This window comes from Kribbella kalugense, from assembly GCF_004365875.1.
In the GTDB taxonomy this organism is placed as follows: domain Bacteria; phylum Actinomycetota; class Actinomycetes; order Propionibacteriales; family Kribbellaceae; genus Kribbella; species Kribbella kalugense.
In genome coordinates this window covers 2395338-2421220 of record NZ_SODF01000002.1, presented here as the reverse complement: position 1 = coordinate 2421220, position 25883 = coordinate 2395338, and the positions used below count along the sequence as shown (strand labels likewise).

Sequence of the window (25883 nt, the reverse complement as noted above, 5' to 3'; positions counted from 1 at the left end):
CCTTAAGGAGATTGCTGATGACCGACGTGCCTCCCGCGGCCTCCGTTGAGAAGTTCCGCGACTGGCGGTTCGGCCTGTTCGTCCACTGGGGCCTGTACGCGCTGCCGGCCCGGCACGAGTGGGTGAAGAACCGCGAACGGCTGACCGACGAGGACTACCAGCCGTACTTCGACCACTTCGAGCCCGATCTGTACGACCCGACCAAGTGGGCCCGCGCGGCACGTGAGGCCGGGATGAAGTACGCCGTACTGACGACCAAGCACCACGAGGGCTTCTGCCTGTGGGACTCGGCGGTGTCCGACTACACCGTGGCGAAGACCGCCTGGGGCAAGGACCTGGTCGGCCCGTTCGTCGAGGCCTGCCGGGCCGAGGGGCTCGGGGTCGGGTTCTACCACTCGCTGATCGACTGGCACCACCCCGAGTTCCCGATCGACCTGGTGCACCCGCAGCGCGACGACGAAGAGGCGATCGCGAAGGCGGCCGGGCGGGACATCAAGGTGTACGCCGAGTACCTGCATGCGCAGACGCGTGAGCTGCTGACGAACTACGGACCGATCGACATCATGTGGTTCGACTTCTCGTACCCGGGCCGTTTGTACGACGACGGGCGGGACGGCCACGGGAAGGGGCGCGACGACTGGCAGTCGGAGAAGCTGATGGCGATGGTCCGGGAGCTGCAGCCGGACATCCTGATCAACGACCGGCTCGACATCCCCGGTGACTTCGTGACGCCGGAGCAGTACCAGCCGGACGGTCCGATGCAGCGCGACGGCGTACCCGTGCTGTGGGAGGCGTGCCAGACGCTGAACGGGAGCTGGGGCTACGACCGCGACAACCTGGACTGGAAGTCACCGGAGCTGCTGGTGAAGATGCTGGTCGACTCCGTGTCCAAGGACGGCAACCTGCTGCTGAACGTCGGCCCGACCGGGCGGGGCGAGTTCGACCCACGCGCCCTGGCGACGCTGGCGTCGATCGGCGAGTGGATGCGGCTGCACGAGCGGTCCGTCCGCGGTGCGCGTCCCTCGGAGTACGCCGCTCCGCCGGACAGCCGCTTCACCCAGAAGGGCAACCGGCTGTACCTGCACCTGTTCTCCTGGCCAATGGGCCACGTCCACCTGTCCGGCCTCGGCGGCAAGGTGAAGTACGCCCAGCTCCTCAACGACGCATCCGAGATCAAGCGCATCGAGAACGACCCACACCAAACCGCCCAGAACACCACCATGGGCGGCGTCTCCGGCGACACCCTGACCCTCAAACTCCCAATCCAAAAACCAAACGTCCTGGTCCCCGTAATCGAGCTGTTCCTGAGCTGACCCCTGGACGTTTGAGGGGTCAACCCCTCGGCTGGTCGGTTGCAGACCCGGATTCCACCTCCGCAACCGACCAACTCGGGGGTTGACCCCTCAAACGTCCGTGGGGGTGGGGCGGCCGGGTTGTTCGCCGCCGCGGGCCTCGAGGTAGGAGTTCTTCGGGACCATTACCTTGCGGCGGAAGAGGCAGACGACGGTGCCGTCCTGTTTGTAGCCCTTGGTTTCGACGTAGACGACGCCGCGGTCGTCCTTGGACTTGGACTCCCACTTGTCGAGGACGACGGTCTCGCCGTAGATCGTGTCGCCGTGGAAGGTCGGGGCGACGTGGCGGAGCGATTCGATCTCGAGGTTCGCGATCGCCTTGCCGCTCACGTCCGGCACCGACATGCCGAGCAGGATCGAGTAGATGTAGTTGCCGACCACAACGTTCTTGCCGAACTGGGTCGACTCGGCGTAGTGCGTGTCCAGGTGCAGCGGATGGTGGTTCATGGTCAGCAGGCAGAACAGATGGTCGTCGTACTCCGTGACCGTCTTGCCCGGCCAGTGCTTGTAGATCGCACCGACCTCGAACTCCTCGTAGCTGCGCCCGAACTGCATCTCGGCTCCTCCTCGGTCCTGGATTCCCCATGCTGCCGGTTCAGGGCAGGTCCGGACCGTGGTCTGGCTCTCACCAGTGCGAGATCTACGTCACTGGTCGGTCTGGGTCCGCTGCTGCACCTGGTGGTCCGGGAGGAGCGGGTGCACCTCGCCCTTCAGAGCCAGCTTGGCCAGGTGGTTGCGGGCCTCTTCAGCGAACTTGAAGTCGCACAGTACGTCGTACGTCGTCGCCACCACCGCGGTCCGCGAGGTGAAGTCACGCCGGCCGGCGGACTGTGCGTAGCTCAGCCCACCGAACACCAGGCCGAAGAACGCGCCCAGCACCACACCGGTGAGCAGCGCCGCGAGCCAGTTGCCGGTAGTGAACAGCCCCAGCAGCAGACCGACGAACAGACCGAACCAGGCACCACTGGCCAGGCCCGCGGTCAGCGCGCGGCCCCAGGTGAGGCGGCCGGTGATCTTCTCGACCTGGCGGAGGTTGTTGCCGACGATGGTCGTGTGCTCGACCGGGAACTTTTCGTCCGAGAGGTAGTCGACAGCTCGCTGCGCCTCCCGGTAAGTGTCGTACGTCCCGATCGTCAGGCCGGTCGGCCTGGGGTCCATCGAGGGCATGCCCTGGGTGGTCATCGTCGTTCCTCTCCACGTGCGTCCACCCCCATCATTGCCGACGGCTGGTTACCGCGTCTTGATAGCCTCGCCGGTGATGGCCGGGCGACGGTGGGACATGGGCGCGACACGCCGGATGGGACGGGTCTTCGCCCGCCACGGCGGCGCTGACGGACGCCCGTCCGACGAGGTGGTCACGGGCAAGCTCGAGGGCGCTCTGGTCGACTGGGGTCTGTACCGGGACGGCGTACGCGACCACCGGGTCAGTTCGTACACCGAGGCGCTGGCCCGGGCCCAACGCGGCCAGGGATTCGTCTGGATCGGCCTGTTCCAGCCGACCGATCACCAGCTCGCCATCATCGGCCAGGAGTTCGGTCTGCACCCGCTGGCGCTGGAGGACGCGTACGAGGCGCACCAGCGGCCCAAACTCGAGAGGTACGGCGAAACACTGTTCGCCGTCTTCAAAACGGTCACCTACGTCCCGCACGGGGATCTGACCGCCACCAGCGAGGTGGTGGCGACCGGCGAGGTGATGGTGTTCTGCGGGCCCGGATTCGTCGTCACTGTCCGGCACGGTGAACACAGTGAGTTGACCGGTCTGCGTCAGGAGTTGGAGAAGCAGCCGAAACGGCTGGCCACCGGCCCAGGCGCCGTACTGCATGCCATCGCCGACCATGTGGTGGACAGGTATCTGGAGGTCGCGGACGCCGTACAGGCCGACATCGACCTGATCGAGACAGGCATGTTCACACCGCGTGGCTGGCGGAACATCGACCGCGTCTACCAACTCAAGCGCGAAGTACTGGAGCTGAAGCGGGCCGTAGCGCCGCTGACCGGACCGATGCGGTCCTTGTCCACGCTGCGGCACGCGCTGATCGCCGAAGAGACCAGGAACTACTTCCGCGACGTCGACGACCACTTGCAGCGGGTGAAGGAGCAGGTGATCTCGTTCGACGAGCTGCTCAGCTCGATCCTGCAGGCCGGGCTGGCCCAGGTCCAGGTGGCCGAGAACGAGGACATGCGCCGGATCTCCGCCTGGGTGGCGATTCTGGCGGTCCCGACGATGATCGCCGGGATCTACGGGATGAACTTCGACTACATGCCGGAGTTGCGGCTGAAATACGCGTACTTCGTCGTGCTCGGCGTGATGGCATCCGCGTGTTTCGTCCTTTACCGGCTGTTCAAGCGGAACCACTGGCTCTGAACCCGTTGTTCTCTACTGTCTGATAGGCGACATGGCAACCTTTTGCCATGGCCGGGACTACTCCTCGATTGGAATGTTCAAACGGTTGTCGCCCGGTCCGCTGCCTTGATTGAATTCCAGAATCGCGTTCGGTCAGGAAACGATTACTTTTAGCGACCGATACTGGGGGACGACAGGGAACGGGAGGGGATCGCGGTGCTTCGAATTCACTTCACGCCACGTGATCTGACCCGGGTCACGGTGGCCACCAGGCCGGCGCCGCTGTGGGAGGTGCTGCTCAGCCTGCACATGCTGCAGCACTCCGACGGTCGGCTGATCTTCGAGGACTGGCGCCGTCAGGTGCGGGCCAAGGTCGCTCCGGACCAGATGCGGCTGCTGCTCGAGCTGACTCCCTCGAAGGGCTACTCCCCCGACTTCCTGACCCCCGCCGAGTCCGCACCGGACTTCGACTCCGCGCTGGAGCAGGCGCTGGCGACACCGCGGCAGCAGATCCGCAGCCAGCTCGACCTGCTCGGGAACTGGCGGCCGGCGTCGCCGTGGACGCGGGAGCTGGCCCAAGGCGGCCGGACGTCGATGCAGAAGCTCGGCCGGGCGATCCGGACGTACCACGACGCGGCGATAGCGCCGTACTGGAAGTCGATCGGGACGCACGTGTCCGCCGACCACGCCCATCGTGGGGAGGCGTTGGCCCGGCACGGCGTCGACCGGCTGCTGTCGTCGTTGCACCCGCGGGTCCGGTGGGTCGCACCGGTCCTGCAGGTGCTGGACATGAACGACCGAGATCTGTATCTCGATGGCAGGGGAATCGAGCTGCAGCCTTCGGCGTTCTGCTGGCAGGTACCGACCAAGCTGCGGGACCCGGACCTGAAACCGATCCTGGTGTACCCGATCCAGCATGCGCCCGGGATCCTGCGGCAGGCGTCGATGGACGCAGGCCCGTCGAGTGATCCGCTGGGTTCGCTGCTCGGCGCGACCCGGGCCGCCGCACTGGAGGCGACCGTCAGCGGCTGTACGACGACCGAGCTGGCGAAACGTTGCCGGATCTCCCCCGCGGCCGCCAGCCACCAGGCGACAGTACTGCGAGAGGCCGGGCTGATCACCACCCGCCGGGCCGGCGCCTCGGTCCGCCACGAAATCACCCAGCTGGGCATCTGGCTGCTGTCCGGCTACGGCTCCGGCCACACCCAGGCCCCGGCCCGGGCACCCAGCTAGCCCCCACCATCCCCTGCCCCGCCGCGCGCTGGGCCGACCGGCACCGCCCCGCCTGTCGACCCAGCGCGACGGCCGTCAGAGCTTGTAGTCCTCGAGGAGGCGGCGGCCGATGATCATCCGCTGGATGTCGGCCGTCCCTTCTCCGATCAGCAGCATCGGCGCCTCGCGGTAGAGCCGCTCGATCTCGTACTCCTTCGAGAACCCGTACCCGCCGTGGATCCGGAACGAGTCCTCCACGACCTGCGAGCAGTACTCACTGGCCAGGTACTTCGCCACTCCGGCCTCGAAGTCGTTGCGGGAACCGCTGTCCTTCTTCCGGGCCGCCTTCACCATCAGCTCGTGCGCCGCCTCGACCTTGACCGCCATGTCGGCCAGCCGGAACAGCACGGCCTGATGCTCGGCGATCTTCTTGCCGAACGTCTCCCGCTGCTGGGCGTACGTGATCCCGAGCTCGAACGCGCGCCGCGCGACGCCGCACCCACGCGCGGCCACGTTCACCCGGCCGACCTCGACCCCGTCCATCATCTGGTAGAAGCCCTTGCCCGGTACGCCGCCGAGGATCTGGCCGGCGTCGATCCGGTAGCCGTCGAAGATCAGCTCGGTGGTGTCGACACCCTTGTAGCCCATCTTCTCGATCTTGCCGGGGATCGTCAGGCCCTTGTCGACCTCGCCGAACCCGGGCTCCTTCTCGACCAGGAACGTGGTCATGTTCTTGTAGACCGAGTCCTGCCCCTCGTCGGTCTTCACGAGTACGGCGACCAGGTTCGACGAGCCGCCGTTGGTCAGCCACATCTTCTGACCGTTGATCAGATACCCGTCGCCGTCCCGCGTCGCCTTGGTCTTGATCGCGGCCACGTCGGACCCACAGCCCGGCTCGGACATCGAGAACGCGCCGCGGACCTCACCGGTCGCCATCCGGGGCAGGTACTTCTGCTTCTGCTCGTCGGTCCCGTGCTGAAGCAGCAGGTACGCGACGATGAAGTGCGTGTTGATGATGCCGGACACGCTCATCCAGCCGCGGGCGATCTCCTCGACGCACAGTGCGTAGGTGAGCAGCGATTCGCCCAGGCCGCCGTACTCCTCGGGGATCATCAGCCCGAACAGGCCGAGCTCCTTGAGGCCCTCGACGATCTCGGTCGGGTACTCGTCGCGGTGCTCGAGCTCGGTGGCGACCGGGAGGATCTCCGCCTCCACGAAGGCCCGGACCGTCTTCAGGATCTCCTCCTGGATGTCGGTCAGCCCTTCGGTCTGCTGCAACCTGCTCATCGTGCGCCTCCTTCGACCGGCTTACCCGCGAGTATCGCGGTTCTGTGCCCCGTGGTGGGTGTCATTCGAGCGATTGCGGTGTTCAGGTGCGTGCATCGCGGTGCTTGATCAGTGGCCTCGATGCGGAGCATCGTGGGCGCTGGTCAAGTGCCGCGAGGTGCGTGCCTGGGCGCCGGAAGCGCCGAATGACACCCACCACGGGGCACTAGCATCCCGGTACGAGGGTGACACTCGCTGTGACACCGGCCACCTGCCGGAGGTCGCGTGCCTCACTCGTCGTTGTTGTTGTGTTCCTGGTTGTTGTTCGGGCGTGGGAGGGACTTGCTGATCGTCGAGAACAGCTCGGCGATCTGCGGGGTCCCCTGCCAGCGATGGCGCATCTGCGCCTCGAACAGGTGCTGCCGGGCCGAGTAGAAGTGCTCAGCGGCTGACTGGGTGTCGCCGTGGTCGATTGCCTCGGCAGCCTGGTCCAGGTCCTGCGCTGCATCTCGCGGCGCCTTGCTGCGGCTGCCTTGCTGAGTCGCACGGACCTGTGCGGCCAGAGTCCGCAGGTTCTGCACCAGAGCCGCCTGGGGATTCGGCTTCGGCGTTGGCTTCGGAGAGGGCTTCGGCTTCTTGGAAGGGGTCGTCTTCGAAGGTGTCGGCTTCGGAGTGGTCTTCGGGGCGCTGGAGGCCTTCACGACGGGCGCTGACGGCGTCCCACCGGCCACTGCCGGCGGATCGTTCGAAACGCCCGCCCTGAGCAGCAGAGCCGCCACTATCCCGGCCACAACGACAGCAGCCGCCACGCCGGCCTTAGCCAACGGGAAGCCACGCCGCGGGGCTCGATGGCCGGTCTGCGGCTCCTCGTCGTCCTCCCACTTCCCGACATCGAGGACAGGTGGCGTGAACGCCAATACCTGCGTCTGATTGGCGGGAGTGAGCAGTGCAGTCACGTCAGCGGCCGACGTGGGACGGTCTGCCGGGTCCTTGGCCAGCAGGTGCGTGACGAGGTTCGCCAGCTCCTGCGGTACGTCGGTGCGCGTGACCGGCGGCGGTGGTACGTCGAGGTGCTGCCGCATCACCACGTCCACGGTCGGCCCGGTGAATGGCGGCGTACCCGTCAGGAGTTCGTGCAGGACGCAGCCGAAGGAGTACCAGTCACTGGCCGGAGTCGCCGGCTCGCCACGGACCTGCTCCGGCGACACGTACGACGCCGTACCGAGCAGGACGCCCAGTCCGGTCGTCTCGTTGCCCGCACGCTTCGCGATACCGAAGTCCGTCATCTTGAGCGTGCCGTCCGGGGCCAGCAGCAGATTGCCCGGCTTGACGTCCCGGTGGACGATTCCGGCCTCGTGCGCCGCATCCAGAGCGCGAGCACCCTGGGTGGCGATCTCTTCGACCAGGTCAGCGGTTGGCAGTCCCGCCGTACGCATCAGCTTCTGGAGGTCGGGGCCTTGGACCAGCTCCATCACCAGGAACACGTGGTCGCCTGCCGCACCCACGTCGTACGTAGCGACCACATTCGGGTGGGTCAGCCGCGCCGCGGCCTGTGCCTCCGCCTGGAACCGCTGGACCGCGTCCATCGGGTCGCCGTCGAGACTACGCAGCAGCTTCACCGCTACTTGGCGGGCGAGAACGGTGTCTTCGGCCTGCCACACCTCACCCGCACCGCCCCTGCCCAGCAGGGTCAGCAACCGGTACCGACCGGCCAGTACCTCGCCGTTCACAAACAACACACCTTCCGCAGCGGACCGCAACACCTTAGGCGGGAAGCGCCGGATGATCGAGTCCCACGGCAAAAGCTTCAGAAAGCTCTGCAGAGTGCGATCGGCGTACTACGGTGTGTCGATGAAGCGATCTCTCCCTGCCCTGATCGCGGCCACCCTCGTCGCCGCGACGCTGACCACGACCACGGCGTCCGCCACCCCTGCTCAGCACCCCAAACCGGTCGTCAAGTGCGAGTTCACGCCGACGCCGGATAACCCGGCGGCCAAGCCGGTCCGGATACCGTCCGCGACGGCCCGCGCGAAGGGCACGGTCGATGTGTTCTTCGTGACGAACTACGGACCGTTCGTGGTCCGGATGGACCGTTCCAACGCGCCGTGTGGTGTGCACAACTTCGTGCATCTGGTGCAGAGCCGGTTCTACGACGCCACCCAGTGCTTCCGGCTGACGAACTCCGCGCGGCTCGGCGTACTGCAGTGCGGCGACATCTACCGCCAGGAGGAGGGCGGACCGGGGTACAAGTTCCCCGACGAGGTGACCGGCGCGGAGACCTACCCCCGCGGAACAGTTGCCTATGGCAACCAGGGTCCGGGCACGAACGGCTCGGAGTTCTTCGTCGTCCACTCCTTCGCCAACATCCCGCCCGACTACACCATCCTCGGCCATGTCATCGCCGGCATGTCCACCTTCGACCGCATGGTCAAAGCCGGCATAGCCGACCCCGACCAGGACGGCCCGCCGGTAAAGCCCATCCGCATCCTCAAGGTCTGGAGCTTCTAGGGGAGGGTAATTCGGCAGTCGCCGGGGCTAGCGTGACCCCGTGGGCACACGAGGCCGACCCCGGCATCCCGACGTACTGACCCCCGCCGAGTGGCAGGTCGTACACGCAGTACGTCACGGGATGTCGAACCGGGAGATCGCGCGACGGCGCGGAGTCAGCGTCGACGCGGTCAAGTTCCATGTCGCCAACGCGCTGATGAAGCTCGGCCTGGATCGCCGGGCCGAGCTCCGCACCTGGCGCGGCGTGCCCGCGGACAGTGCCCTGCGAGGACGAGGAGCTCAAGTGATGGAGCTAGGTGTCATCGGGCAGATCGCCCGCCCGGTGCGGGATATTCAGGTGGCGGTCGATTTCTACGGGACGGTGCTGGGTCTTCCGCATCTCTACACGTTCGGCGATCTCGCGTTCTTCGACTGCGGCGGGACCCGCCTGTTCCTGAGCGCCACCGAGGAGCCGGCCCAGCCGTCGGTCCTCTACTTCCGGGTCGACGACATCCAGACGGCGTACGACGAACTCCGCGCCCGCGGTGTGGAATTCGAGCAGGCGCCGCACCTCATCCACAAGCACGACAACGGGGTCGAGGAATGGATGGCGTTCTTCCCCGACCCCGACGGCCATCTGCTGGCGATCATGGCCCAGGTGGGTTAATCGGCGGGCGGTTGCCAGATGTCCGTGCGGGTCAGGCCGGCGGCGCGGCCTTTGGCGGAGATGACTAGGGCCATTTTGCGGGAGGCTTCGTCGATCATTTCGTCGCCGAGCATGACTGCGCCGCGGGCGCCGCCTGCCGCCGACGTGTAGTGGTCGTAGGCGTCGAGGATGTTCTCGGCGTGGTCGTAGTCGTCCTGGCGTGGGGAGTAGACCTCGTTCGCGGCGGCGATCTGGTCGGGGTGCAGGACCCACTTGCCGTCGAAGCCCAACGCGGCCGAGCGGCCCGCGACACGACGGAAGCCCTCGACGTCCTTGATCTGCAGGTACGGACCGTCGATCGCCTGCTTCCCGTGCGCGCGAGCCGCCATCAGGATCTGCATCAGGATGTAGTGGTACGCGTCGCCGACGTCGTACCCGGGCGGCTGCTCGCCGACCACCAGCGACTTCATGTTGATCGACGCCATGAAGTCGGCCGGCCCGAAGATGATCGTCTCCACCCGCGGCGAGGCCTGCGCGATCGCGTTCACGTTGGTCAGACCGAGCGCGTTCTCGATCTGCGCCTCGATCCCGATCCGTCCCGGCTCGTACCCGTGCACCTTCTCCAGCTGGGTCAGCAACAGGTCAAGCGCGACCACCTGCTCGGCGGTCTGCACCTTCGGCAGCATGATGCAGTCGAGGTTCGCACCGGCCCCGGCGACAACCTCGATCACGTCCGCGTAGGTCCACTCGGTGGTCCAGTCGTTCACCCGGACGACGCGGAGCTTGGTACCCCAGCCGCCCTCGTTCAGCGCGGCGACGATGTTCTTCCGGGCGTCCGCCTTCGCGATCGGCGCGACCGAGTCCTCGAGGTCCAGGAACACCTGGTCCGCGTCCAGCCCCTTCGCCTTGGCCAGGAACCGCGGGTTCGACCCCGGGGTGGCCAGACACGATCGCCGACTGCGCAAAACCTGTTCCGTCATCGGTCCTCCACTCGGTTACCCACCGGTCACCGGCAGCGTACGGCGAAACGCACGCGACCTGCCCGGTGACATCGCTCACTGTGACACTCTTGGGCGGTGGACGTGGATGGCGCTGTGACGGAGATCGCCGGAGTGATGAAGAAGGCGGGGCTCGTTTGGCTGGCGTGGGGTGGCGGGCGACCGGCCCCTGCGTGGTTCGCGAACGTTGACGGGCAGTACGTCGTACTGGCGGACGCGGCCGACAGTGCGGAGCAGCCGCTGCCCGGACTAGCCACGGCCGGCTCGGCGCAGGTCGTCGTACCTGCGAAGCCTGCGACCAGCCGGCTGGCGAGCTGGACTGCGACGGTACGGCGGCTGGAGCCGGGGACCGACGAGTGGACGGCAGCAGCCCTAGTACTGCGGACTGACCGGCTCAACGCGGCCGGACTGGACACGCAGCTCGAGCGATGGAAGACAGAGGCCGACATCCTCGTTCTGGAGCCGACTGGTGAGATCACCGAGGCAGTCGGACGCTACGACGCCACTCCGCGGGCTGAGACACCGGTCGGGACCAGCGCGACCACACGAGGCAAAGCGCCCATCACGCTGCACCGCCGCATTCGGCGCCGCCCGAAGCTGAGTTAAAGCCAGCCACGGTCGCGGGCATGCCAGCCGAGCTGGAGCCGCGAGCGGGAGTGGGTCTGCTCCATCAATTGCTGCACTCGGCGGGCCACCGTGCGCCTGCTGATCCCGAGTCTCGCACCGGCTGCGTCGTCGGTCAGACCGGCGACTAGTAGTGACAGCAGGTGGCGGTCCTCGGCGGACATGGCCTCCTCTGCTTGGAGGCTGTTTGATTCGGTCACGGAGAGCGGACTGGCTCGATTCCACACGGTTTCGAACAGTGCGACCAGTGCGTCGAGCAGGCTGCACGGATGGACCAGCAGTGCCGCGTCCTGCGCCGGTGTTGCCCAATCCAAAGGGAGCAACGCGAGCTCGTGGTCCGCTACGGCGAGTTTGGTCGGCAGGACGTCCGCGATGCGGGCCTGCTCCCCCGCCCGGACGTGACTGACCGCGCTGGCCGCGAGAACCTCGTCACTGAGCGCCGAGCTGTCGTAGACCACCCGGTACGCCACACCGGCGCCCTGCCTGGCCAGCTGCGTGCTGTTCACCTCGGCGGACGCGACGTACGGCGGCGCAACCAGTTCACGCATCTCCGCACGGGCCGTCCGCTGCACCCGGTCAAACGCCAGGCCGACCGCAGTCTCGCCAGTGACGATCTCCAGCAGCTCCTCGGTCCGCCGCGCACCACCCTGCTTGGTCGCCTCAGCAGCCAGCCGGTACGCCGCCTTGCGGATCCGCTCGAACTCCTCCTCCTGCCGCTGGACGAGCTGCTCGACCGCGAGCTCCGGCGGCACCGGGACGATCAGCTCGGCGGGTGGCGGCGTACGGTGCACGAACCCCTCGCCCTGCAGTACGTCGACCGCCCGCTGGACCTCCCCTACCGGCCAGCCGAGTCGCAGGGCCAGATCCCCCAGCGACGCGGCGCCTCGCCGGATCAGGTCCAGGTACGCCGCCTCGTCCTCCGCTCCGAGCCCGGTCGATCCCAGCATGTTCATCCCCACCTCGACGGCACCCGAGGTAAGAAGTCTACGAAGCGTCCTCAGCTGAGACTCCGGTTCGGCGGGTTAGCCTTCGGACATGTCCGGATCACCGTCGCGCGTGTACGTCGCCCGGTTGGCGGGGCTGCCGGTCTACGACCCGAACGGGGACCAGGTCGGCAAGCTCCGCGACCTGGTGGCCATGATGCGCCAGGGCGACCAGCCGCCCCGCGTGCTCGGGCTGGTGGTCGAGGTGTTCACCCGGCGCCGCATCTTCCTGCCGATGACCCGTGTCACCTCTGTGGACGTCGGCCACATCATCACGACCGGTCTGCTCAACATGCGGCGTTTCGAGCAGCGCACGACCGAAGTACTCGTTCTGGGTGAGCTGCTCGACCGGACCGTCACCATCGCGGATACAGGTACGACGGCAGTGGTGTACGACCTGGCGATGGAGCAGTGGCGGACCCGGGACTGGCTGCTGACCAAGGTGGCGGTCCGGGAGGGCTCCAAGCGGTTCCGGCGGCGCGGACAGACGCATGTGCTCGACTGGGCCGACGTAGGTGGGTTCACCGACGTCGAGGAGGGTCAGGGCGCGACGCACATCCTGGCCGCGTTCGAGTCGATGCGTGCTGCGGACCTGGCCGGCGTACTGCATGACCTGTCGGCCAAGCGGCGCAACGAGATCGCCGCCGCGCTGGACGACGAGCGGCTGGCGGATGTGCTCGAGGAGCTGCCTGAGGATATCCAGGTCGAGATCCTCGCCGGTCTGGACACCGAGCGGGCCGCCGACGTACTGGAGGAGATGTCCCCGGACGACGCGGCCGACCTGATCGCGGAGCTGCCGACCGAGACCGCTGAACGCCTGCTGACGTTGATGGAGCCGGAAGAGGCTGAGGACGTACGGCGGCTGCTGACCTACGAGGAGCACACTGCCGGCGGTCTGATGACGTCAGAGCCGGTCATCCTGCCGGTGGACGCCACTGTGGCTGACGCGCTCGCCCATGTACGCAACGCTGAGCTCAGTCCGGCCCTGGCCGCGATGATCTACGTCTGCAGGCCACCCCTGGAGACGCCGACCGGACGGTTCATCGGGATCGGCCACATCCAGCGGCTGCTGCGCGAACCACCGTCCGAGCTGGTGTCCGCAGTACTGGACACCGATCTGGACGGGCTGCGGCCGGACGACAGCCTGCAGACGGTCAGCAAGTACCTGGCGACGTACAACCTGGTCGCGGCGCCCGTGCTCGACGATGAGGGCCGTTTGCTCGGCGCGGTGACCGTCGACGACGTACTGGATCATTTGCTGCCGGACGACTGGCGTGAACACGACCATGCCGAGCACATCGATCAGGAGGGAGGTCACGATGCCTCGTGACGACCGCCGGTCCTCGGACGAACGCCGGCTGTTCCGCGGTGCGACGACGCGACTCGACGTACCGCGTGACTGGCGCCGAACCTTCGTACCGCGGCCGACGTACGACGCCGACGCGTTCGGCCGGCTGTCCGAGCGGATAGCGCGCTTCCTCGGCACCGGGCAGTTCCTGGTCTACATGACCGCGACCATCCTGTTCTGGGTCGCGTGGAACATCTTCGCGCCGGAGAGCGTGCGGTTCGACCAGTACCCGTTCATCTTCCTGACGCTGGCGCTCAGCCTGCAGGCGTCGTACGCCGCTCCGCTGATCCTGCTGGCCCAGAACCGGCAGGAGGCCCGCGACCGGGTGCAGTACGAGCGCGATCGCGACGTCGACGCCCGGACCAGGGCGGACATGGAGTTCCTGGCCCGCGAGATGGCGTCGCTGCGAATGGCGGTCGGCGAGGTCGCCACCCGGGACTACCTGCGCTCCGAGCTGCGGTCGCTGCTCGCCGATCTGGACGCGAACCGGCGCGAGGACGGCCGGGTTTGACCCCGAGCTACTCTCACTATCAGGTGAGGAAGGACGTGGGATGAAGACTCGATTCGCGCCTGACCGCGGGCTGTCCAGCCGGATGCTGATCACCAGTTTCCTGCTCGGTCTGCTGTACGTCGGTTTCGTCGCGCTGCTGATCGCGCTGACGAGGAGCGCCGTGCTGGCGGTCGTGATCGCCGGCGGTGCGCTGTTCGTGCAGTACTGGTTCTCCGACCGGATCGCGCTGTACGCGATGCACGGGAAGATCGTCACGCCGGAGCAGGCTCCCGAGCTGCACGGCACGATCGACCGGCTGTGTGCGCTGGCCGACATGCCGAAGCCGCGCGTCGCGATCGCCGACGTCGACCTGCCGAACGCGTTCGCGACCGGCCGCAACCCGAAGAACGCGGTGGTCTGCGTGACCACCGGCATCATGCGCCGCCTGGACCAGGACGAGCTCGAGGGCGTGCTGTCGCACGAGCTCTCGCACGTCGCCCACCGCGACGTCGCCGTAATGACGATCGCGTCGTTCCTCGGCGTGCTCGCGGGCCTGATCACCCGCTTCGGCCTGTACGGCGGACTCGGCCGCAACCGCGATCAGAACACGGCAATCGTCGTACTCACGATCATCGCGGTCTCGATCGCCGTCTACGCGATCTCGTTCCTGCTCACCCGCGCGCTGTCGCGGTACCGCGAGCTGGCGGCCGACCGGGCCGGCGCGATGCTGACCGGGAGACCGTCGGCACTGGCGTCCGCGTTGACCAAGATCAGCGGGGACATAGCGCGGATACCGTCGCGCGACCTGCGCCAGGCGGAGGCGTTCAACGCGTTCTTCTTCGCGCCGGCGATCTCCGGCCAGGGCAAGAGCCTGTCGTCGCTGCTGTCGACCCACCCGTCGCTGGAGAAGCGACTCGACCGCCTCGGTGTGCTCTCCCGCGAGCTGGGCGAGCAAGCTTAGGGCTATGGGTCTTCTCGACATCATCCTCGGCCGGAGCAAAGCCGTCCCGCCGAACCTCGATCAGCTGTTCTCCCTTCCGTCGGCCGCGATCACCTTGGAGACCGCGGCCGGCTACCGTCCGACCGGCAGCGGCTCGGTCTGCTTCAAGGCGGCCGAAGGCGGTGGGTTCTCGACGCTCCGTGAGGAGGTCGACAAGCTGCTCGCGCTCGACAACGGCAAGTTCACCAGTACGACGGACTCCTACGGCTTCACCTGGGTGGTCCGCGAGACGACACCCGACGACGTCGAGGGCCTGGTCACCGACCTGCACGGCGTGAACAGCTCCCTGGTCGACGCCGGCTTCGGCTCAGCCCTGCTGTGCACACTGGTCGCCTTCACGAACGGGGCGCGGTCGCTGGGCCTGGTGTACCTGTACAAACGCGGCTCCTGGTACCCCTTCGTCCCCGCCGGCCCCGACCGCCGCGACAACGCCACCGAACTGCAAATCAAGTCCATCGTCGGCACAGACCTAAACTTCGAACCAGACCTCTCCCGCTGGTTCCCCATCTACGGCGCCCCCGGCCTGTAGCTGGTTCACGAATGTCCTCGTCACAGCGACGAGAGGTTATCTAACTGATTGTCGCCAAGCCATTGACGAACGGCCCCGCCGATCGACAGCCTGGTGCCCGCGAGGGGGGATCTCGCGTGGGGGAATCAGATGTCAGAACCAAGCGAGGGTGGTCGTGGGCTGCGCTGGCTCACGGCAATCGCGGCGATGATCGCGGCTGTGGTGTCGATCTCGGCGTACCTGTTCTCGACACCGCAGGACATGCGGAACTGGGCTACGTCGATCACGCACGGGTACAAAGTGAAGATCACCTCGCCCAGGCCGCATGCGAACGTTGGCCGGTTAGTGGATATTCGCGGCCAGGCCGACCTCGACGACGAATGGAGCTTGGTCGTGCTGATCCAGGCTCCGGATGAGTTGAAGTACTACTTCGCCACCACCGGCTCGGTCTCCATCGACGGCAAGGGTCAGTGGAGTCTGACAAAGCTCACGTTCGGTTCCGCGGATCCGAAGGCGCGCGTCGGTGACATCAACAAGGACTACAAGATCTACGCGCTCCTCGTCGACTCCGAGGGGCAGCAGCAGGTGCAGAGCGCACTGAGCCGGAAGGCCCCGGACAACGAGTGGATGCCGGCGCTGCCGCACCACGCCGGCAAGGACGTGGCGCTGGTTCATCTCACAGCGTGAAGTAAGGGTTGCCTTGGTGGAGGTAGGTCACATGGACGGTGGTCGGGTGGGTTCGGGGGAGCACGTAGCCTTGGGGCATGGCTCCTACTGCTGATCAAGTGACCGCGGCGCTCGACGGAGTGCTGGATCCGGAGATCAAGAAGCCGATCACCGACCTGGGGATGGTCGAGTCCGTCGTCGTCCGTGAGGACGGCGTGGTCGCCGTCCGGGTGCTGCTGACCGTCGCCGGCTGTCCGATGAAGGACACGCTGCGGCGCGACGTGACCGCCGCGGTGACCAAGCTGGACGGTGTCACGGGGGTCGAGATCGACCTCGGTGTGATGTCGGCCGAGCAGCGAGCGGCGCTACAGACGCAGTTGCGCGGGGGCGTGGCCGAGAAGGAGATCCCGTTCTCGCGGCCGGACTCGCTGACCAAGGTGTTCGCGATCGCGTCCGGCAAGGGCGGCGTGGGCAAGTCCTCGGTGACGGTGAATCTCGCGGTCGCGATGGCCCAGCAGGGACTGTCGGTCGGCGTACTGGACGCGGACATCTACGGGCACTCGGTGCCGGCGATGATGGGTGTCGCGGACGAGCGGCCGACCGCCGTGGACGACATGATCATGCCGGTGCCCGCACACGGCGTGAAGGTGATCTCGATCGGCATGCTGAAGCCGAAGCGCGACCAGGTGGTCGCATGGCGCGGTCCGATCCTGGACCGGGCGCTCGTGCAGATGCTGGCGGACGTGTACTGGGGCGACCTCGACGTACTGCTCCTCGACCTCCCGCCCGGCACCGGCGACATCGCGATCTCCGTCGGCCAGCGGCTCACCAGCGCCGAGGTGATCGTCGTCACGACCCCGCAGGAAGCCGCCGCGGAGGTCGCCGAGCGCGCCGGGACGATGGCGCAGATGGTGCACCAGCGGGTCGCCGGCGTGGTCGAGAACATGTCGTTCCTGCCCTGCCCGCACTGCGGTCCCGAGCACCGGATCGAGATCTTCGGCTCCGGCGGCGGTACTCGCGTCGCCGAGACCCTGTCCGCCCGCCTGGGCTACCCGATCCCGCTCCTCGGCGAGATCCCGCTGGACGAGCGCCTCCGCTCCGGCGGCGACCTCGGCCAGCCGCTCGTCGCTGCCGACCCCGAGACCCCGGCAGCACAGGTCCTCGACAAGATCGCGTCCACGCTGGGCGGCAAGCCGCGCGGCCTGCTCGGACGCCAGCTCGGTCTCTCCCCCGCCGGGCGATAACCCGAGCTGCAAATCCGGCCGAAGGTGGCCGGGGACTGGTGTTGACTTGGCCGGGTGCCGATTCCTGCTGAGCATCCGGTCCTGACCGACGGGGTGGTGACGCTTCGCGCGCCCCGGCCCGACGACATCGAAGCCCAAGCCGAGCGCAACCGCGAAGGTTCCCGTTGGAACGACGAGGACGCCCGGCGGTGGATGACTTTCGGCATCACCGACGCGTGGAAGCGACGCGAGCGGCTGATGTTCGTGGTCGAGTACCAAGGCCGGTACGCCGGAAGCGTCGCCCTGGAGCCTGATGTGGACGGCAACGCCCGCGTGCACTACGGCCTGTCGGCGTGGGCCCGGGGCGCCGGAGTGATGAGCCGAGCGGTGCGGTTGATCCTGGAGTTCGGCTTCACGACCTGCGGTTTCCACGTCATCCGCTGGTGGGCGCGCGTCGGCAACTGGCCGTCGCGCCGGGTCGCGTGGGCGACCGGATTCCGTTTTAGTGAGACGATCCCGCGCATGGCGGAGGAGAACGGCCGACGGGTCGACGCATGGAACGGTTGGATCCGGCCGGACGATCCACGCGAGCCGCGGCAGCCGTGGTTCGAGCACCCCGTGCTCGAGACGTCACGGCTGCGGTTGCGGACCTGGCGCGAGGACGAGATCCCGCGGATCACCACCGCGCGTACCAACCAGGCGACCGCGCACTTCCTGCCGTTCATCCCGCAACCGTTCTCCGCGGAGGACGCCCGCTTCTGGCTGAAGGACATGGCCGAGCAGGCGGCCGCCGGCCGACGATTCAACTGGTGCGTGGCGGACGCCGAGACCGACGAAGGGCTGGGCAACCTCACCCTGTTCAGCATCCATTTCCGCGGCGAGGTCCGCGACGCCGAGATTGGCTACTGGATGCACCCCGACGCGCAGGGCCGCGGAGTGATGAGCGAGGCGATCAAGCGCGTCGCCGAGTGGTACTTCGCTCCCGAGTCGGCCGGCGGATTCGGCGGACGGCGCCTCTTCATCCGTACTGCGTCCACCAACGCACCAGCCCGCCGTACCGCCGAAAAAGCCGGCTTCCGCCACGTCGGCACCGAACGCGCCGCCTTCAAAATCTCCACCCACGTAGACGACGAAGTCACCTACGACCTACTCATCACCGATTGACCAGACCGGGCGCAGTGGGTCAGGTGGATTCGGGGTCGTATGGGGGGCGTTGGCCGGCCGGGAGGCGTTGGGGGGTGGAGTCGGTGAATTCGGTGACCGGCTTCTCGTCTTCGTCCATCGGGTCGAGCAGGTGCTTGCGGACGAAGTTCTTCGGGTTCAGGTCCTGGAGCTCGAGGTCCGCGAACTCCGGGCCGAGCTCGTTGCGCAGGTCGTTCTGAGCGTTGTTGACCATCGAGCGGACCTGCCGCAACAGGCGTCCCGCCGTACGGGCGAATTCCGGCAGCCGGTCCGGTCCGAAGACGAGTACGGCGACGATCGCGATCACGACCAGTTCGAGTGGTCCGATGCCGAACATGTCCCCACCTCACTCCTGTACGCGGACGCCGCCAAGGGTATCTCGACTGCGGGCAAGACGGTCAGCCGATCTGCTGGGCGAGCGTCAGGGTGACTGTGCGAGATCGCCCGCCGCGTTCGTACGCGATCCGCACGGCCTCCCCAGGCTGGTGAGTCCGGATCGCGACGATCAGCACCTCCGCGCTGTCCACCGGCTCGTTGTTGATCGCCGTGATCACGTCACCGACCCGCAGCCCGGCCCGCGCGGCCGGCGATTTGACGGTCACCGCACTGACCCGGCCACCACCCTCGAACTGCATGTCCACGCTCGCCCCGATCACCGGGTACGACGCCTTGCCGTTCGCGATCAGCTGCTGCGCGGTACGCCGGGCCTGGTCGATCGGGATCGCGAACCCGAGCCCGATGCTCCCGCTCTGCCCCTCACCCGCGCCGGGAACGGTCGCGATCGCGGAGTTGACCCCGATCACCCGAGCGTTCATGTCGACCAGCGGTCCGCCGGAGTTGCCCGGGTTGATCGCCGCGTCGGTCTGCAGCGCGCTGATGTACGACGACGCCTGGCCGGTGTCGTCGCCCGTCGTCACGGGCCGGTTCTTCGCCGAGATGATGCCGGAGGTCACCGTGCCGGCCAGGCCGAGCGGCGAGCCGATCGCGACCACGTCCTGCCCGACCACCGCCGCGTCCGAACGGCCGAACTGCACCGATGGCGCGTCGATCCCGACCACCTGCACGACGGCCAGGTCGTACGCCGGGGATCGGCCGACGAGCCGTGCGGTCGCGGTCTTGTTGCCGTTGGTCACGACCTGGATCGAGCCGCCGCTGGCCGCGGCCGCGACGACGTGGTTGTTGGTCAGAATGTGTCCGGCGTTGTCGATCACGAAGCCGGACCCGGTGGCTTCGGAGTTGTCCGAGCCGTCGACCTTCAGCTGGACGACGCTCGGCAGCAGGGTCGCGGCGACGGCGGAGACCGAGCCGGTGCGGATCTTCGGGTCGGCGCCGGTGCCGACCGGCGGGTTGGGCTGATCGGCGATCGGGCCGTTGCCGCCGCCGCCTAGCGCGACGACGGCCGTGGCAGCTCCGGCTCCGGCGAGGACACCGATGATGAGGGCGACCAGTGCGGCGATGGCGACGATCCGGTTCACCTTCGGCGGCTCGGTCGAATACGAGCGGGCCTGCTGCTGGTGCCAGTCCGCCGGTGGCGGTGGGATGTAGGTCGGGCGGTACTGCGGCTGCTCGGTGGGCCAGGCCTGCCCCGGGTACACCGGCCGGAACCTGGGGTCCTGCGGCTCGGGCTGCCCGAAACTGCGCTGCGAGGTGGACCGGCCGCCGTTCGTCTGCCGGTACGCCGCATCCGAACCGGGCTGCCGCAGCGGCATCGCCCCGGCCCCAAGCGCCGGCGGAGTCAACCCGGTAAGCGGAGTCTGCGAGGGCGTGGCGGAGGACGTGGGCTGGCCGGCCGGCGGCTCGTTGGTCGTGGGCAGGGGTGCGTTCGGATCCGCGGTGGCCGGATTCGGAACTGTCGGCTCGGCGTCGTCGCTCGTCACGGTCCCCGCCTCACGTCGTCGTCGTGGTCGTCGGTCGGAGGTCCTGACCGGGGGTAACCGGAGGGCCTTCCAGATCGATTATCCCAGCTTCGGCGACAGTGCACCCATCGGAGTGAGCCAGGTCGCGATTTTGGCCAACCCGGTGCCCAATCTCTGGATCGCGCTCAGCCCTGCGGGCACGTCATGAGGGAACGCCCGGACCACGTCCCCGAGCTGGTCCGGCGGCAGGTCCCCGATCAGCGTGTAGACGATCCCACCGGACGACCAGACGACGTACGACGGCATTCCGTACCGCTGGTACACCCCCGGACTGTCCGTCGTACTGAAGCCCGCCACCGCGGCCGGGTCCATCACCCCACGCTGCTCGAACAGCGAGACGTTGAACAGCCCGTCGGAGTACGAGAACTGCAGCGACCCGTTGCTGGTGTCCTGGTGTACGTCGTACAGCTTGAGAGATGCAGGCAGGTCCGGTGCGCACACCCAGCCCTGCGAGCGCAGGTTGTCGACCTTGCCCATGCCGACCGCCTCGACCCCACTGGGCAACATCGGCGGCAGATGGCCGAGGAACTCGGACCCCTCGATCTCCAGCTCGGTGAACATCGTGGCCCGGACCATCGTCTTGCCGTCCGTGCTGAACAACTGACGCTGCAGCAGCAGTCCGGTCGCCTTGTCGATCCAGAACCGGGCCGCCAGCGTCTTGTCGTCACGCAGCGCCTCGACCAGAACCGCGGTCCGCCCGATCAGGTCAGTGCAGCACTTGTCGACCAGCTGGTACGTCGCCTGCAGCAAAGCCAACGGTCCGCCGTCGATGGCTGCGCTCGTGGTCGTGGCCCGCTGGACGAACGCCTTGGCGCCCGGAGCGGACGACGAACCGAGCACGCTGATCTCGGAACCCTGCGACGCAGCGTGCACGATCTCGAACATCGCCGAGCTCGCGCCCTGCGGCCCCCACGCGGTGATGATCTGGGTACCGCGGTACGAGACCCGGTTCGGCGCGGCAGCGGCCCGCTGCAGCCAGTTGACCGCGGTCGGCGAATCGACCTTCGAGACGGCCGGTACGGCGACCGCGGACGCGGGCAGGCCGAAGCCGATCAGTGCAGTGCTGACCAGTACGGCGAGCCGGGACAGGCTCACGGGTCAGCGTCCTGTCAGGGCCACCGGCCGCAGCGTCGGGCTCAGTCCGGCGTACCCGGCGCCGTTGTAGGAGTTCAGCACCGCGACCGGGTCGGCGAACGGCGCTCCGCCGCTCGTGCTTGCGTGGTCGGACGTGAAGCTCGCGACCGACGGCTGCAGCGTCGGCGGCTGCTCCGAGCGCGATGGGTCGCCGACGACGAACGCCGTACCGAGCAGGGACGCCACTGCGGCAGCCGAGCCGGCCGCACCCAGGACGCCGGTGCGTCGGCGGGAGCGAGTGCCGCGGGCTGCTCCCGGCCGAGTGCCACCTGTACGCCCGGCCGGGAACGCGGACCGCTGCGGGAACAGGCTGACCGCCGGCGTGAGCACCGGGCGGACCTCTTCCCGTGGCTCGGTCGAGAACGACGAGACGCCCATCAGGCGCTGCATGAGATCAGTGGGTGTGTCCGGCGACTCAAGTGACGCCATCCGCGCCTTCAGCCGGCGCTGCCCGTCCACCTCGGTACGACAGGTGTCGCAGCTGACCAGGTGACCCAGCACTTTGTCCCGGGAGTCGTGGTCGAGCTCACCGTCGACCACCGCGCTCAGCTTGTCCAGCGGGTGCTGAAGCGTCATCAGAGCTCACCTCCACCCAGCAGGCCGTCGGCCGGTGGGCCGCCGACCCGGGTCTGGCCGGACCGCGGGGCCCGGTGCTCCAGGTGCTTGCGCAGCATCGACCGGCCACGGTGGATGCGGCTGCGGACGGTGCCGAGCTTCACGTCCAGGACGTCGGCGATCTCGTCGTACGTCATGCCCTCGATGTCGCACAGCACGACGGCGGCGCGGAAGTCCTCGGGCAGCGCGTCGAGCGCGTCCTGCACGTCGTGGTCGAACAGGTCGGAGTCCAGCTTCTCGGCCGGGCCCTCGCCCTTGGCCGGCAGCCGGTCGTGGGCGTCCTCGGGCAGGCCGTCGAAGCGGATCCGCTGCTTGCGGCGGGCGCCGTCGAGGAACAGGTTCGTGGTGATCCGGTACAGCCAGCCCTCGAAGGTGCCGGGCGTGTACGACGACAGCGAGCGGAAGACCCGGACGAACACTTCCTGGGTCAGGTCCTCGGCGTCGTGCTTGTTACCGGTCAGCCGGTACGCGAGCCGGTAGACCCGGGCGGAGTGGGTGCGGACGATCTCGTCCCACGACGGCAGCGTCTCCGGCACGGGCGCAGACACCGTCGAGGTGTGGAGCGGCTTCACCGCGACGCCTCCCTGGGTCTTCTCGGCAATAAGCGTGAAGGCCATGGTGCCGCGGTCACCGTCCTCTGCGCACGTCGGGAAAACCCGGGCTGGACCCTGGTTTGTTCGTACGACGGCTCAACGCGGCGCCCCGACCGGAAGTTCCCGGACAGGCCTCTCACTAAACAAGACGCGCGGGCGGCCATTTCGGTTGAATCACTTCTCTTCGATCACGGCTATCGGGTCGCCGTCGCGGACCACTTCGCCCTCGACGACCCTCAGTTCGGTGATGGTGCCGGCCACTTCGGCGAGCACCGGGATCTCCATCTTCATCGACTCCAGGATGACCAGGGTGTCGTCCGGCCGCACCGTGTCCCCGGCCTTCGCGGTGACCTTCAGCACGTTGGCCACCAGCTCGGCCAGCACGGTGTGACTCAACTCGCACTCCTCCCCGATACCCCGTGGTCCTAGCCCTGATCCTAGGCGTGCCGGGCGGGTTCGGCGTAGGTGCCCCTCGGGCAGCGTTCCAGGGCACCTACGCCGAGTCAGTGCGCGGCTACTTAGCCGCTGCCGGGTCCAGCCGTACGGCGTTGAACATGGCCGGGTTCTTCGTCTCCGCGACGCCCTTGCCCCAGGTCAGCCAGCCACGCCGCCCGGTGCCGTCGTTCTCGTTGATCACCACGGTCGTCGACAGCAGCCGGTCCTTCGCCGCGAACCCGACCGTGGTCCACGGGATCGCGATCTCGTACGTCGTGGTGTGCGCGGCCTCGTCCCGGACCACCTTGGCCTGCACGCCAGGCGGCGTACCAGCCTGAGTAGTCGGCGTCCACCGCCAGGTGTCCACCGGACCGGCGTCTGTCAGCGCTGCACCGATCTCCTGGGTCTGGGTCGTTTCACCCGGAGCACCTGCGGTCATTCCGAGCTGCAGACCGTCACCGCCCCAGATGTTGCCGTCCCGGTTCGGCTGCGAGAACACGTCATCGGTGAGCTTGGCGGACAGATACAGGTTGTTGTCGTCGTGTGTGATCCACAGCGAACCGGACAGATCGCTCGGTCCACCCCAGCCAGTCACCGGCGGCGTACCGGTCCCTTCCAGCGCGATCGCGGGCTGTCGGGCGACCACTGGGTCGATGACGCCGTCCAGCTTGACGGTGTGCCGCTTCGCGATGGTCGGCGCGCTGACCGGGGTCAGAGTGCCGGACGCCTTGATGTCAGTCGCTCCGGTACGACGCAGGGTCGCCGACCACGTGGACGCTGCGGTGAGCGTCAGCGGTACGTCGGCCTCCCGGGTGGAGTGCGCCGCGATCGTGCAGCCCGCGAAGAGGGTCCCGGACTTGGTACCGGATGCCCAGTCGAGCCCGGCGAGCTTCAGTGGGTGCGACGAGGCGTTGGTAACGCGGAATCGGAGCAGGTCCTTTCCACTGCCGTTGAGTACGTGCGAAGCGGTCACGGACAGCGGTGGAGTCGCCGTGCCGGTCGCCGACACCAGTGCGACTGCCTGGCCATCCACGCTGACCTTTGCGGAGTACGTGCGCGATCCGGTGGAGTCCTGTGCCGGATACGTGACCGGAGCGGTGGCCGTGGCACCGGCCGCGACCGTTCCGGTGGTGTCGGCACCACCTGCGGTCACAGTGAAGGAGTGCGTGACCTGGTCAGGGTTGGTAAAGCTCAGCGTCCCGGTGGCCGGGTCGCCCGCGATCTCAGGTGCGACCGCCAGTGCGAACCGACTGGACGGCAACATCGCACCGGTGATTGCTCCACGCAGGTAGACCGGGTCCGGTCCAGCGGACACCCAGACATGGCCGCCCGCATCCGCCGTCAGTGTCGTCTCAACCCCGTACAGGTTGGTCACCTGGACAGTCGAGCCGGCGGGTGCCGTCGCCGCGACCACTCCTGGCGTGGCGGACCAGACCGCGTGGACGCTCTGTCCACCGCCGGCGTCGAATGAGACGTCGTACCCGTTGGTGCCGAAGCGGGTCTCGCCGATCAGCGGGAGCTCGTCGATCTGACGGGCCAGGACCGCGGTGGCGACGTACGACGGCTTGGGTACGAGCGCACCACGCGAGTCGAGCCGGTTGCGCACCAGGCCGAACCGGTGCTCGACGTTCGACGGGTCCGTACCCGAGTCCATGAAGTTGTAGGAGCTGTAGCGAGCCACGCCGGCGCCGTACGACAGCAACTGGCCGCGTACGAGGTCACGGGCCTGAGCCGGCTCGGACACCGCACTCGGGTTGGTACCGGTGGCCCAGCCCTGCTCGGTGATGTAGATCGGCTTGTTCGAGCCATGCGCAGTCATGATGCTGCGGATGGTGTTCATGTACGTGACCGAGGCCTCTGGGTCCAGCGGCTGCACGTACGGGTGAATGGTCACCGCGTCCACGTAGTCCAACCCACCAAGGTCGGCGAACTTGGTGAACCAGCCCTGCCAGTCGTTGATGACCGCCAGCGACGGACCGGTCAGCTTCACGTCCGGGTGCTTCGCCCGGACCGCCGCACTCACCATCTTGAGCAGAGCGACGTAGTTCTCCGGACTGGCCTTCGCAGCACCGTTCGGGTCGCGCAGGTTCCACTCGTTCCACAGCTCGTACGTCGTGTGCTCGGTGCCGAACTGATCCACCGCGGCAACGGCGTACCGGGTGAACGCCTCCCGCTGCTCGTCGGTCGACGGCGCCTCGTCCGGGTAGTACAGCGTGTTGCCGTAGTCGAGGATGTTCAGGAAGTCGACGTGGTTCGCGTCCAGCGCGGCCTTGTAGTCCTTGACCTTCTGCGGGAACTGGATGACGCCCTTGGTGGTCTCGGCCGCCGACCAGAACGCCTCGTCGCGGTCGGTGGAGATGCCACCGTTGGCCATCAGCGGTACGGATTCCAGACCGGGGTTGCTCGCGCTGCTGAACCCCAGTGCGCCCGCGACACCGATCCGGGTGTCTGTCGAGGTGGAGAAGTCATGCGGAGTCAGTACGGCGAAGTCGGTGCCACCGAGCGTCGTCGTACCGTCGGACCCGACCGCGGTGAGATCAGTCTGGTACCAGCCCGGCGTACTGATCGACAGCGCGAGCTGTCCGTTGAGTGAGGCGGCCGATGCGGAGCCCTTGGCCACCTCGGTCCCACCTGCATCGCGGACTGTCCAGTTGACGGTGGTGGCGTCGGTGCTGAAGCCCAGCTTGACCTGCTGTCCGACGGTGAAGGTATTGCCGACCGTGGTCGGTGTGATGGTCAGAGTCGGCGCAGCAGTGGTCGCTGCACCGGCCGGTGACTGGAGTACGGCGGCCAGCAGTAAGCCGGCCGTGAGAAGACTGACTGCGCCAGAACGGCGACGGGTCATGGAGAGTGCTCCTCCC

At 67.7% G+C, this 25883-nt stretch carries 26 protein-coding genes; 13 read left to right on the top strand and 13 right to left on the bottom strand.

The window, feature by feature from the left end; translation table 11 throughout:
* Positions 1-17 precede the first annotated feature (17 nt).
* On the top strand, positions 18-1313 hold the full coding sequence (locus EV650_RS29470; RefSeq protein ID WP_134122222.1) for an alpha-L-fucosidase: 1296 nt from the start codon (positions 18-20) through the stop codon (positions 1311-1313).
* Between the two features lie 90 nt (positions 1314-1403).
* Here the strand turns inward: EV650_RS29470 and EV650_RS29465 are convergent, their stop codons facing one another.
* Together EV650_RS29465 and EV650_RS29460 are read right to left on the bottom strand one after the other, a co-directional pair.
* On the bottom strand, positions 1404-1907 hold the full coding sequence (locus EV650_RS29465; RefSeq protein ID WP_134122221.1) for a MaoC family dehydratase: 504 nt from the start codon (positions 1905-1907) through the stop codon (positions 1404-1406).
* Positions 1908-1997: 90 nt separating this feature from the next.
* Positions 1998-2534 (bottom strand): YflT domain-containing protein, encoded by a 537-nt coding sequence (locus EV650_RS29460; protein WP_134122220.1) that lies wholly within the window; start codon positions 2532-2534, stop codon positions 1998-2000.
* A gap of 76 nt (positions 2535-2610) precedes the next feature.
* Between EV650_RS29460 and EV650_RS29455 the strand changes: the two genes are divergently transcribed.
* Positions 2611-3717 carry a magnesium and cobalt transport protein CorA gene (locus EV650_RS29455; RefSeq protein ID WP_238174518.1) on the top strand — a complete coding sequence of 369 codons (1107 nt, stop codon included), beginning with the start codon at positions 2611-2613 and terminating at the stop codon, positions 3715-3717.
* 195 nt (positions 3718-3912) lie between these two features.
* Positions 3913-4929, top strand: coding sequence for an ArsR/SmtB family transcription factor (locus EV650_RS29450; protein ID WP_134122219.1), 1017 nt, complete (start codon positions 3913-3915; stop codon positions 4927-4929).
* Between the two features lie 75 nt (positions 4930-5004).
* On the opposite strand, the gene EV650_RS29445 is transcribed toward EV650_RS29450, so the two are convergent.
* A complete protein-coding gene (locus tag EV650_RS29445; RefSeq protein ID WP_134122218.1) occupies positions 5005-6195 on the bottom strand; it encodes an acyl-CoA dehydrogenase family protein in 1191 nt (396 codons plus the stop codon).
* 269 nt (positions 6196-6464) lie between these two features.
* Positions 6465-7904 carry a serine/threonine-protein kinase gene (locus tag EV650_RS29440; RefSeq protein ID WP_134122217.1) on the bottom strand — a complete coding sequence of 480 codons (1440 nt, stop codon included), beginning with the start codon at positions 7902-7904 and terminating at the stop codon, positions 6465-6467.
* 121 nt (positions 7905-8025) lie between these two features.
* Between EV650_RS29440 and EV650_RS29435 the strand changes: the two genes are divergently transcribed.
* Entirely contained in the window at positions 8026-8682 is a 657-nt protein-coding gene (locus tag EV650_RS29435; protein ID WP_134122216.1) for a peptidylprolyl isomerase, read from the top strand.
* Positions 8683-8722: 40 nt separating this feature from the next.
* A complete protein-coding gene (locus tag EV650_RS29430) occupies positions 8723-9328 on the top strand; it encodes a VOC family protein (RefSeq protein ID WP_134122215.1) in 606 nt (201 codons plus the stop codon).
* Here the strand turns inward: EV650_RS29430 and EV650_RS29425 are convergent.
* A complete protein-coding gene (locus EV650_RS29425) occupies positions 9325-10287 on the bottom strand; it encodes an HpcH/HpaI aldolase/citrate lyase family protein (RefSeq protein ID WP_134122214.1) in 963 nt (320 codons plus the stop codon). The genes EV650_RS29430 and EV650_RS29425 overlap by 4 nt on opposite strands.
* Before the next feature lie 96 nt (positions 10288-10383).
* Here EV650_RS29425 and EV650_RS29420 point away from each other — a divergent pair, with 96 nt between their 5' ends.
* Positions 10384-10911 carry a hypothetical protein gene (locus EV650_RS29420; protein WP_134122213.1) on the top strand — a complete coding sequence of 176 codons (528 nt, stop codon included), beginning with the start codon at positions 10384-10386 and terminating at the stop codon, positions 10909-10911.
* On the opposite strand, the gene EV650_RS29415 is transcribed toward EV650_RS29420, so the two are convergent.
* Positions 10908-11876 (bottom strand): transcriptional regulator TrmB, encoded by a 969-nt coding sequence (locus EV650_RS29415; RefSeq protein WP_134122212.1) that lies wholly within the window; start codon positions 11874-11876, stop codon positions 10908-10910. The two genes, EV650_RS29420 and EV650_RS29415, sit on opposite strands and share 4 nt — an antisense overlap.
* An 88-nt stretch (positions 11877-11964) precedes the next feature.
* Here EV650_RS29415 and EV650_RS29410 point away from each other — a divergent pair, with 88 nt between their 5' ends.
* The 7 genes from EV650_RS29410 (at position 11965) to EV650_RS29380 (ending at position 18311) form a co-directional block, all read left to right on the top strand.
* Positions 11965-13242, top strand: a complete 1278-nt coding sequence (locus EV650_RS29410; protein WP_134122211.1) for a magnesium transporter MgtE N-terminal domain-containing protein — start codon at positions 11965-11967, stop codon at positions 13240-13242.
* On the top strand, positions 13232-13771 hold the full coding sequence (locus EV650_RS29405) for a DUF1003 domain-containing protein (protein ID WP_134122210.1): 540 nt from the start codon (positions 13232-13234) through the stop codon (positions 13769-13771). The genes EV650_RS29410 and EV650_RS29405 overlap by 11 nt, the downstream gene beginning before the upstream one ends.
* Positions 13772-13811: 40 nt before the next feature.
* Positions 13812-14711: a zinc metalloprotease HtpX gene (htpX, locus tag EV650_RS29400; RefSeq protein WP_134122209.1), complete on the top strand. Its 900-nt coding sequence runs from the start codon at positions 13812-13814 to the stop codon at positions 14709-14711.
* 4 nt (positions 14712-14715) lie between these two features.
* Positions 14716-15279 (top strand): PspA-associated protein PspAB, encoded by a 564-nt coding sequence (gene pspAB, locus EV650_RS29395; protein WP_134122208.1) that lies wholly within the window; start codon positions 14716-14718, stop codon positions 15277-15279.
* Positions 15280-15408: 129 nt separating this feature from the next.
* Entirely contained in the window at positions 15409-15945 is a 537-nt protein-coding gene (locus EV650_RS29390; RefSeq protein WP_134122207.1) for a hypothetical protein, read from the top strand.
* A 77-nt stretch (positions 15946-16022) separates the two neighbouring features.
* Entirely contained in the window at positions 16023-17168 is a 1146-nt protein-coding gene (locus EV650_RS29385) for an Mrp/NBP35 family ATP-binding protein (RefSeq protein WP_134122206.1), read from the top strand.
* 54 nt (positions 17169-17222) lie between these two features.
* Positions 17223-18311: a GNAT family N-acetyltransferase gene (locus tag EV650_RS29380; RefSeq protein ID WP_238174517.1), complete on the top strand. Its 1089-nt coding sequence runs from the start codon at positions 17223-17225 to the stop codon at positions 18309-18311.
* A 19-nt stretch (positions 18312-18330) separates the two neighbouring features.
* Here the strand turns inward: EV650_RS29380 and EV650_RS29375 are convergent, their stop codons facing one another.
* The 7 genes from EV650_RS29375 to EV650_RS29345 form a co-directional block, all read right to left on the bottom strand.
* Positions 18331-18666 carry a sec-independent translocase gene (locus tag EV650_RS29375; RefSeq protein WP_134122205.1) on the bottom strand — a complete coding sequence of 112 codons (336 nt, stop codon included), beginning with the start codon at positions 18664-18666 and terminating at the stop codon, positions 18331-18333.
* A 61-nt stretch (positions 18667-18727) separates the two neighbouring features.
* Positions 18728-20206: a S1C family serine protease gene (locus tag EV650_RS29370; RefSeq protein ID WP_238174516.1), complete on the bottom strand. Its 1479-nt coding sequence runs from the start codon at positions 20204-20206 to the stop codon at positions 18728-18730.
* 78 nt (positions 20207-20284) lie between these two features.
* Positions 20285-21340 (bottom strand): sigma-E factor regulatory protein RseB domain-containing protein, encoded by a 1056-nt coding sequence (locus EV650_RS29365; RefSeq protein WP_134122204.1) that lies wholly within the window; start codon positions 21338-21340, stop codon positions 20285-20287.
* 3 nt (positions 21341-21343) lie between these two features.
* Positions 21344-21955 (bottom strand): anti-sigma factor family protein, encoded by a 612-nt coding sequence (locus EV650_RS29360; RefSeq protein ID WP_134122203.1) that lies wholly within the window; start codon positions 21953-21955, stop codon positions 21344-21346.
* Positions 21955-22611, bottom strand: a complete 657-nt coding sequence (gene sigE, locus EV650_RS29355; RefSeq protein ID WP_134122202.1) for an RNA polymerase sigma factor SigE — start codon at positions 22609-22611, stop codon at positions 21955-21957. The genes EV650_RS29360 and sigE overlap by 1 nt, the downstream gene beginning before the upstream one ends.
* Before the next feature lie 150 nt (positions 22612-22761).
* Positions 22762-22983: a biotin/lipoyl-binding carrier protein gene (locus tag EV650_RS29350; RefSeq protein WP_134122201.1), complete on the bottom strand. Its 222-nt coding sequence runs from the start codon at positions 22981-22983 to the stop codon at positions 22762-22764.
* 118 nt (positions 22984-23101) lie between these two features.
* The gene (locus tag EV650_RS29345) at positions 23102-25867 is read right to left on the bottom strand and encodes a sugar-binding protein (RefSeq protein WP_134122200.1); all 2766 of its coding nucleotides are present in this window, start codon (positions 25865-25867) and stop codon (positions 23102-23104) included.
* Positions 25868-25883: the final 16 nt, after the last annotated feature.

Coding starts and splice junctions, on each gene's coding strand:
- EV650_RS29470 (WP_134122222.1), top strand. CDS start 18: ATGACCGACGTGCCTCCCGCGGCCTCCGTTGAGAAGTTCCGCGACTGG.
- EV650_RS29465 (WP_134122221.1), bottom strand. CDS start 1,907: ATGCAGTTCGGGCGCAGCTACGAGGAGTTCGAGGTCGGTGCGATCTAC.
- EV650_RS29460 (WP_134122220.1), bottom strand. CDS start 2,534: ATGACCACCCAGGGCATGCCCTCGATGGACCCCAGGCCGACCGGCCTG.
- EV650_RS29455 (WP_238174518.1), top strand. CDS start 2,611: ATGGCCGGGCGACGGTGGGACATGGGCGCGACACGCCGGATGGGACGG.
- EV650_RS29445 (WP_134122218.1), bottom strand. CDS start 6,195: ATGAGCAGGTTGCAGCAGACCGAAGGGCTGACCGACATCCAGGAGGAG.
- EV650_RS29435 (WP_134122216.1), top strand. CDS start 8,026: ATGAAGCGATCTCTCCCTGCCCTGATCGCGGCCACCCTCGTCGCCGCG.
- EV650_RS29425 (WP_134122214.1), bottom strand. CDS start 10,287: ATGACGGAACAGGTTTTGCGCAGTCGGCGATCGTGTCTGGCCACCCCG.
- EV650_RS29415 (WP_134122212.1), bottom strand. CDS start 11,876: ATGCTGGGATCGACCGGGCTCGGAGCGGAGGACGAGGCGGCGTACCTG.
- EV650_RS29410 (WP_134122211.1), top strand. CDS start 11,965: ATGTCCGGATCACCGTCGCGCGTGTACGTCGCCCGGTTGGCGGGGCTG.
- EV650_RS29405 (WP_134122210.1), top strand. CDS start 13,232: ATGCCTCGTGACGACCGCCGGTCCTCGGACGAACGCCGGCTGTTCCGC.
- htpX (WP_134122209.1), top strand. CDS start 13,812: ATGAAGACTCGATTCGCGCCTGACCGCGGGCTGTCCAGCCGGATGCTG.
- pspAB (WP_134122208.1), top strand. CDS start 14,716: ATGGGTCTTCTCGACATCATCCTCGGCCGGAGCAAAGCCGTCCCGCCG.
- EV650_RS29390 (WP_134122207.1), top strand. CDS start 15,409: ATGTCAGAACCAAGCGAGGGTGGTCGTGGGCTGCGCTGGCTCACGGCA.
- EV650_RS29385 (WP_134122206.1), top strand. CDS start 16,023: ATGGCTCCTACTGCTGATCAAGTGACCGCGGCGCTCGACGGAGTGCTG.
- EV650_RS29375 (WP_134122205.1), bottom strand. CDS start 18,666: ATGTTCGGCATCGGACCACTCGAACTGGTCGTGATCGCGATCGTCGCC.
- EV650_RS29360 (WP_134122203.1), bottom strand. CDS start 21,955: ATGACGCTTCAGCACCCGCTGGACAAGCTGAGCGCGGTGGTCGACGGT.
- sigE (WP_134122202.1), bottom strand. CDS start 22,611: ATGGCCTTCACGCTTATTGCCGAGAAGACCCAGGGAGGCGTCGCGGTG.
- EV650_RS29345 (WP_134122200.1), bottom strand. CDS start 25,867: ATGACCCGTCGCCGTTCTGGCGCAGTCAGTCTTCTCACGGCCGGCTTA.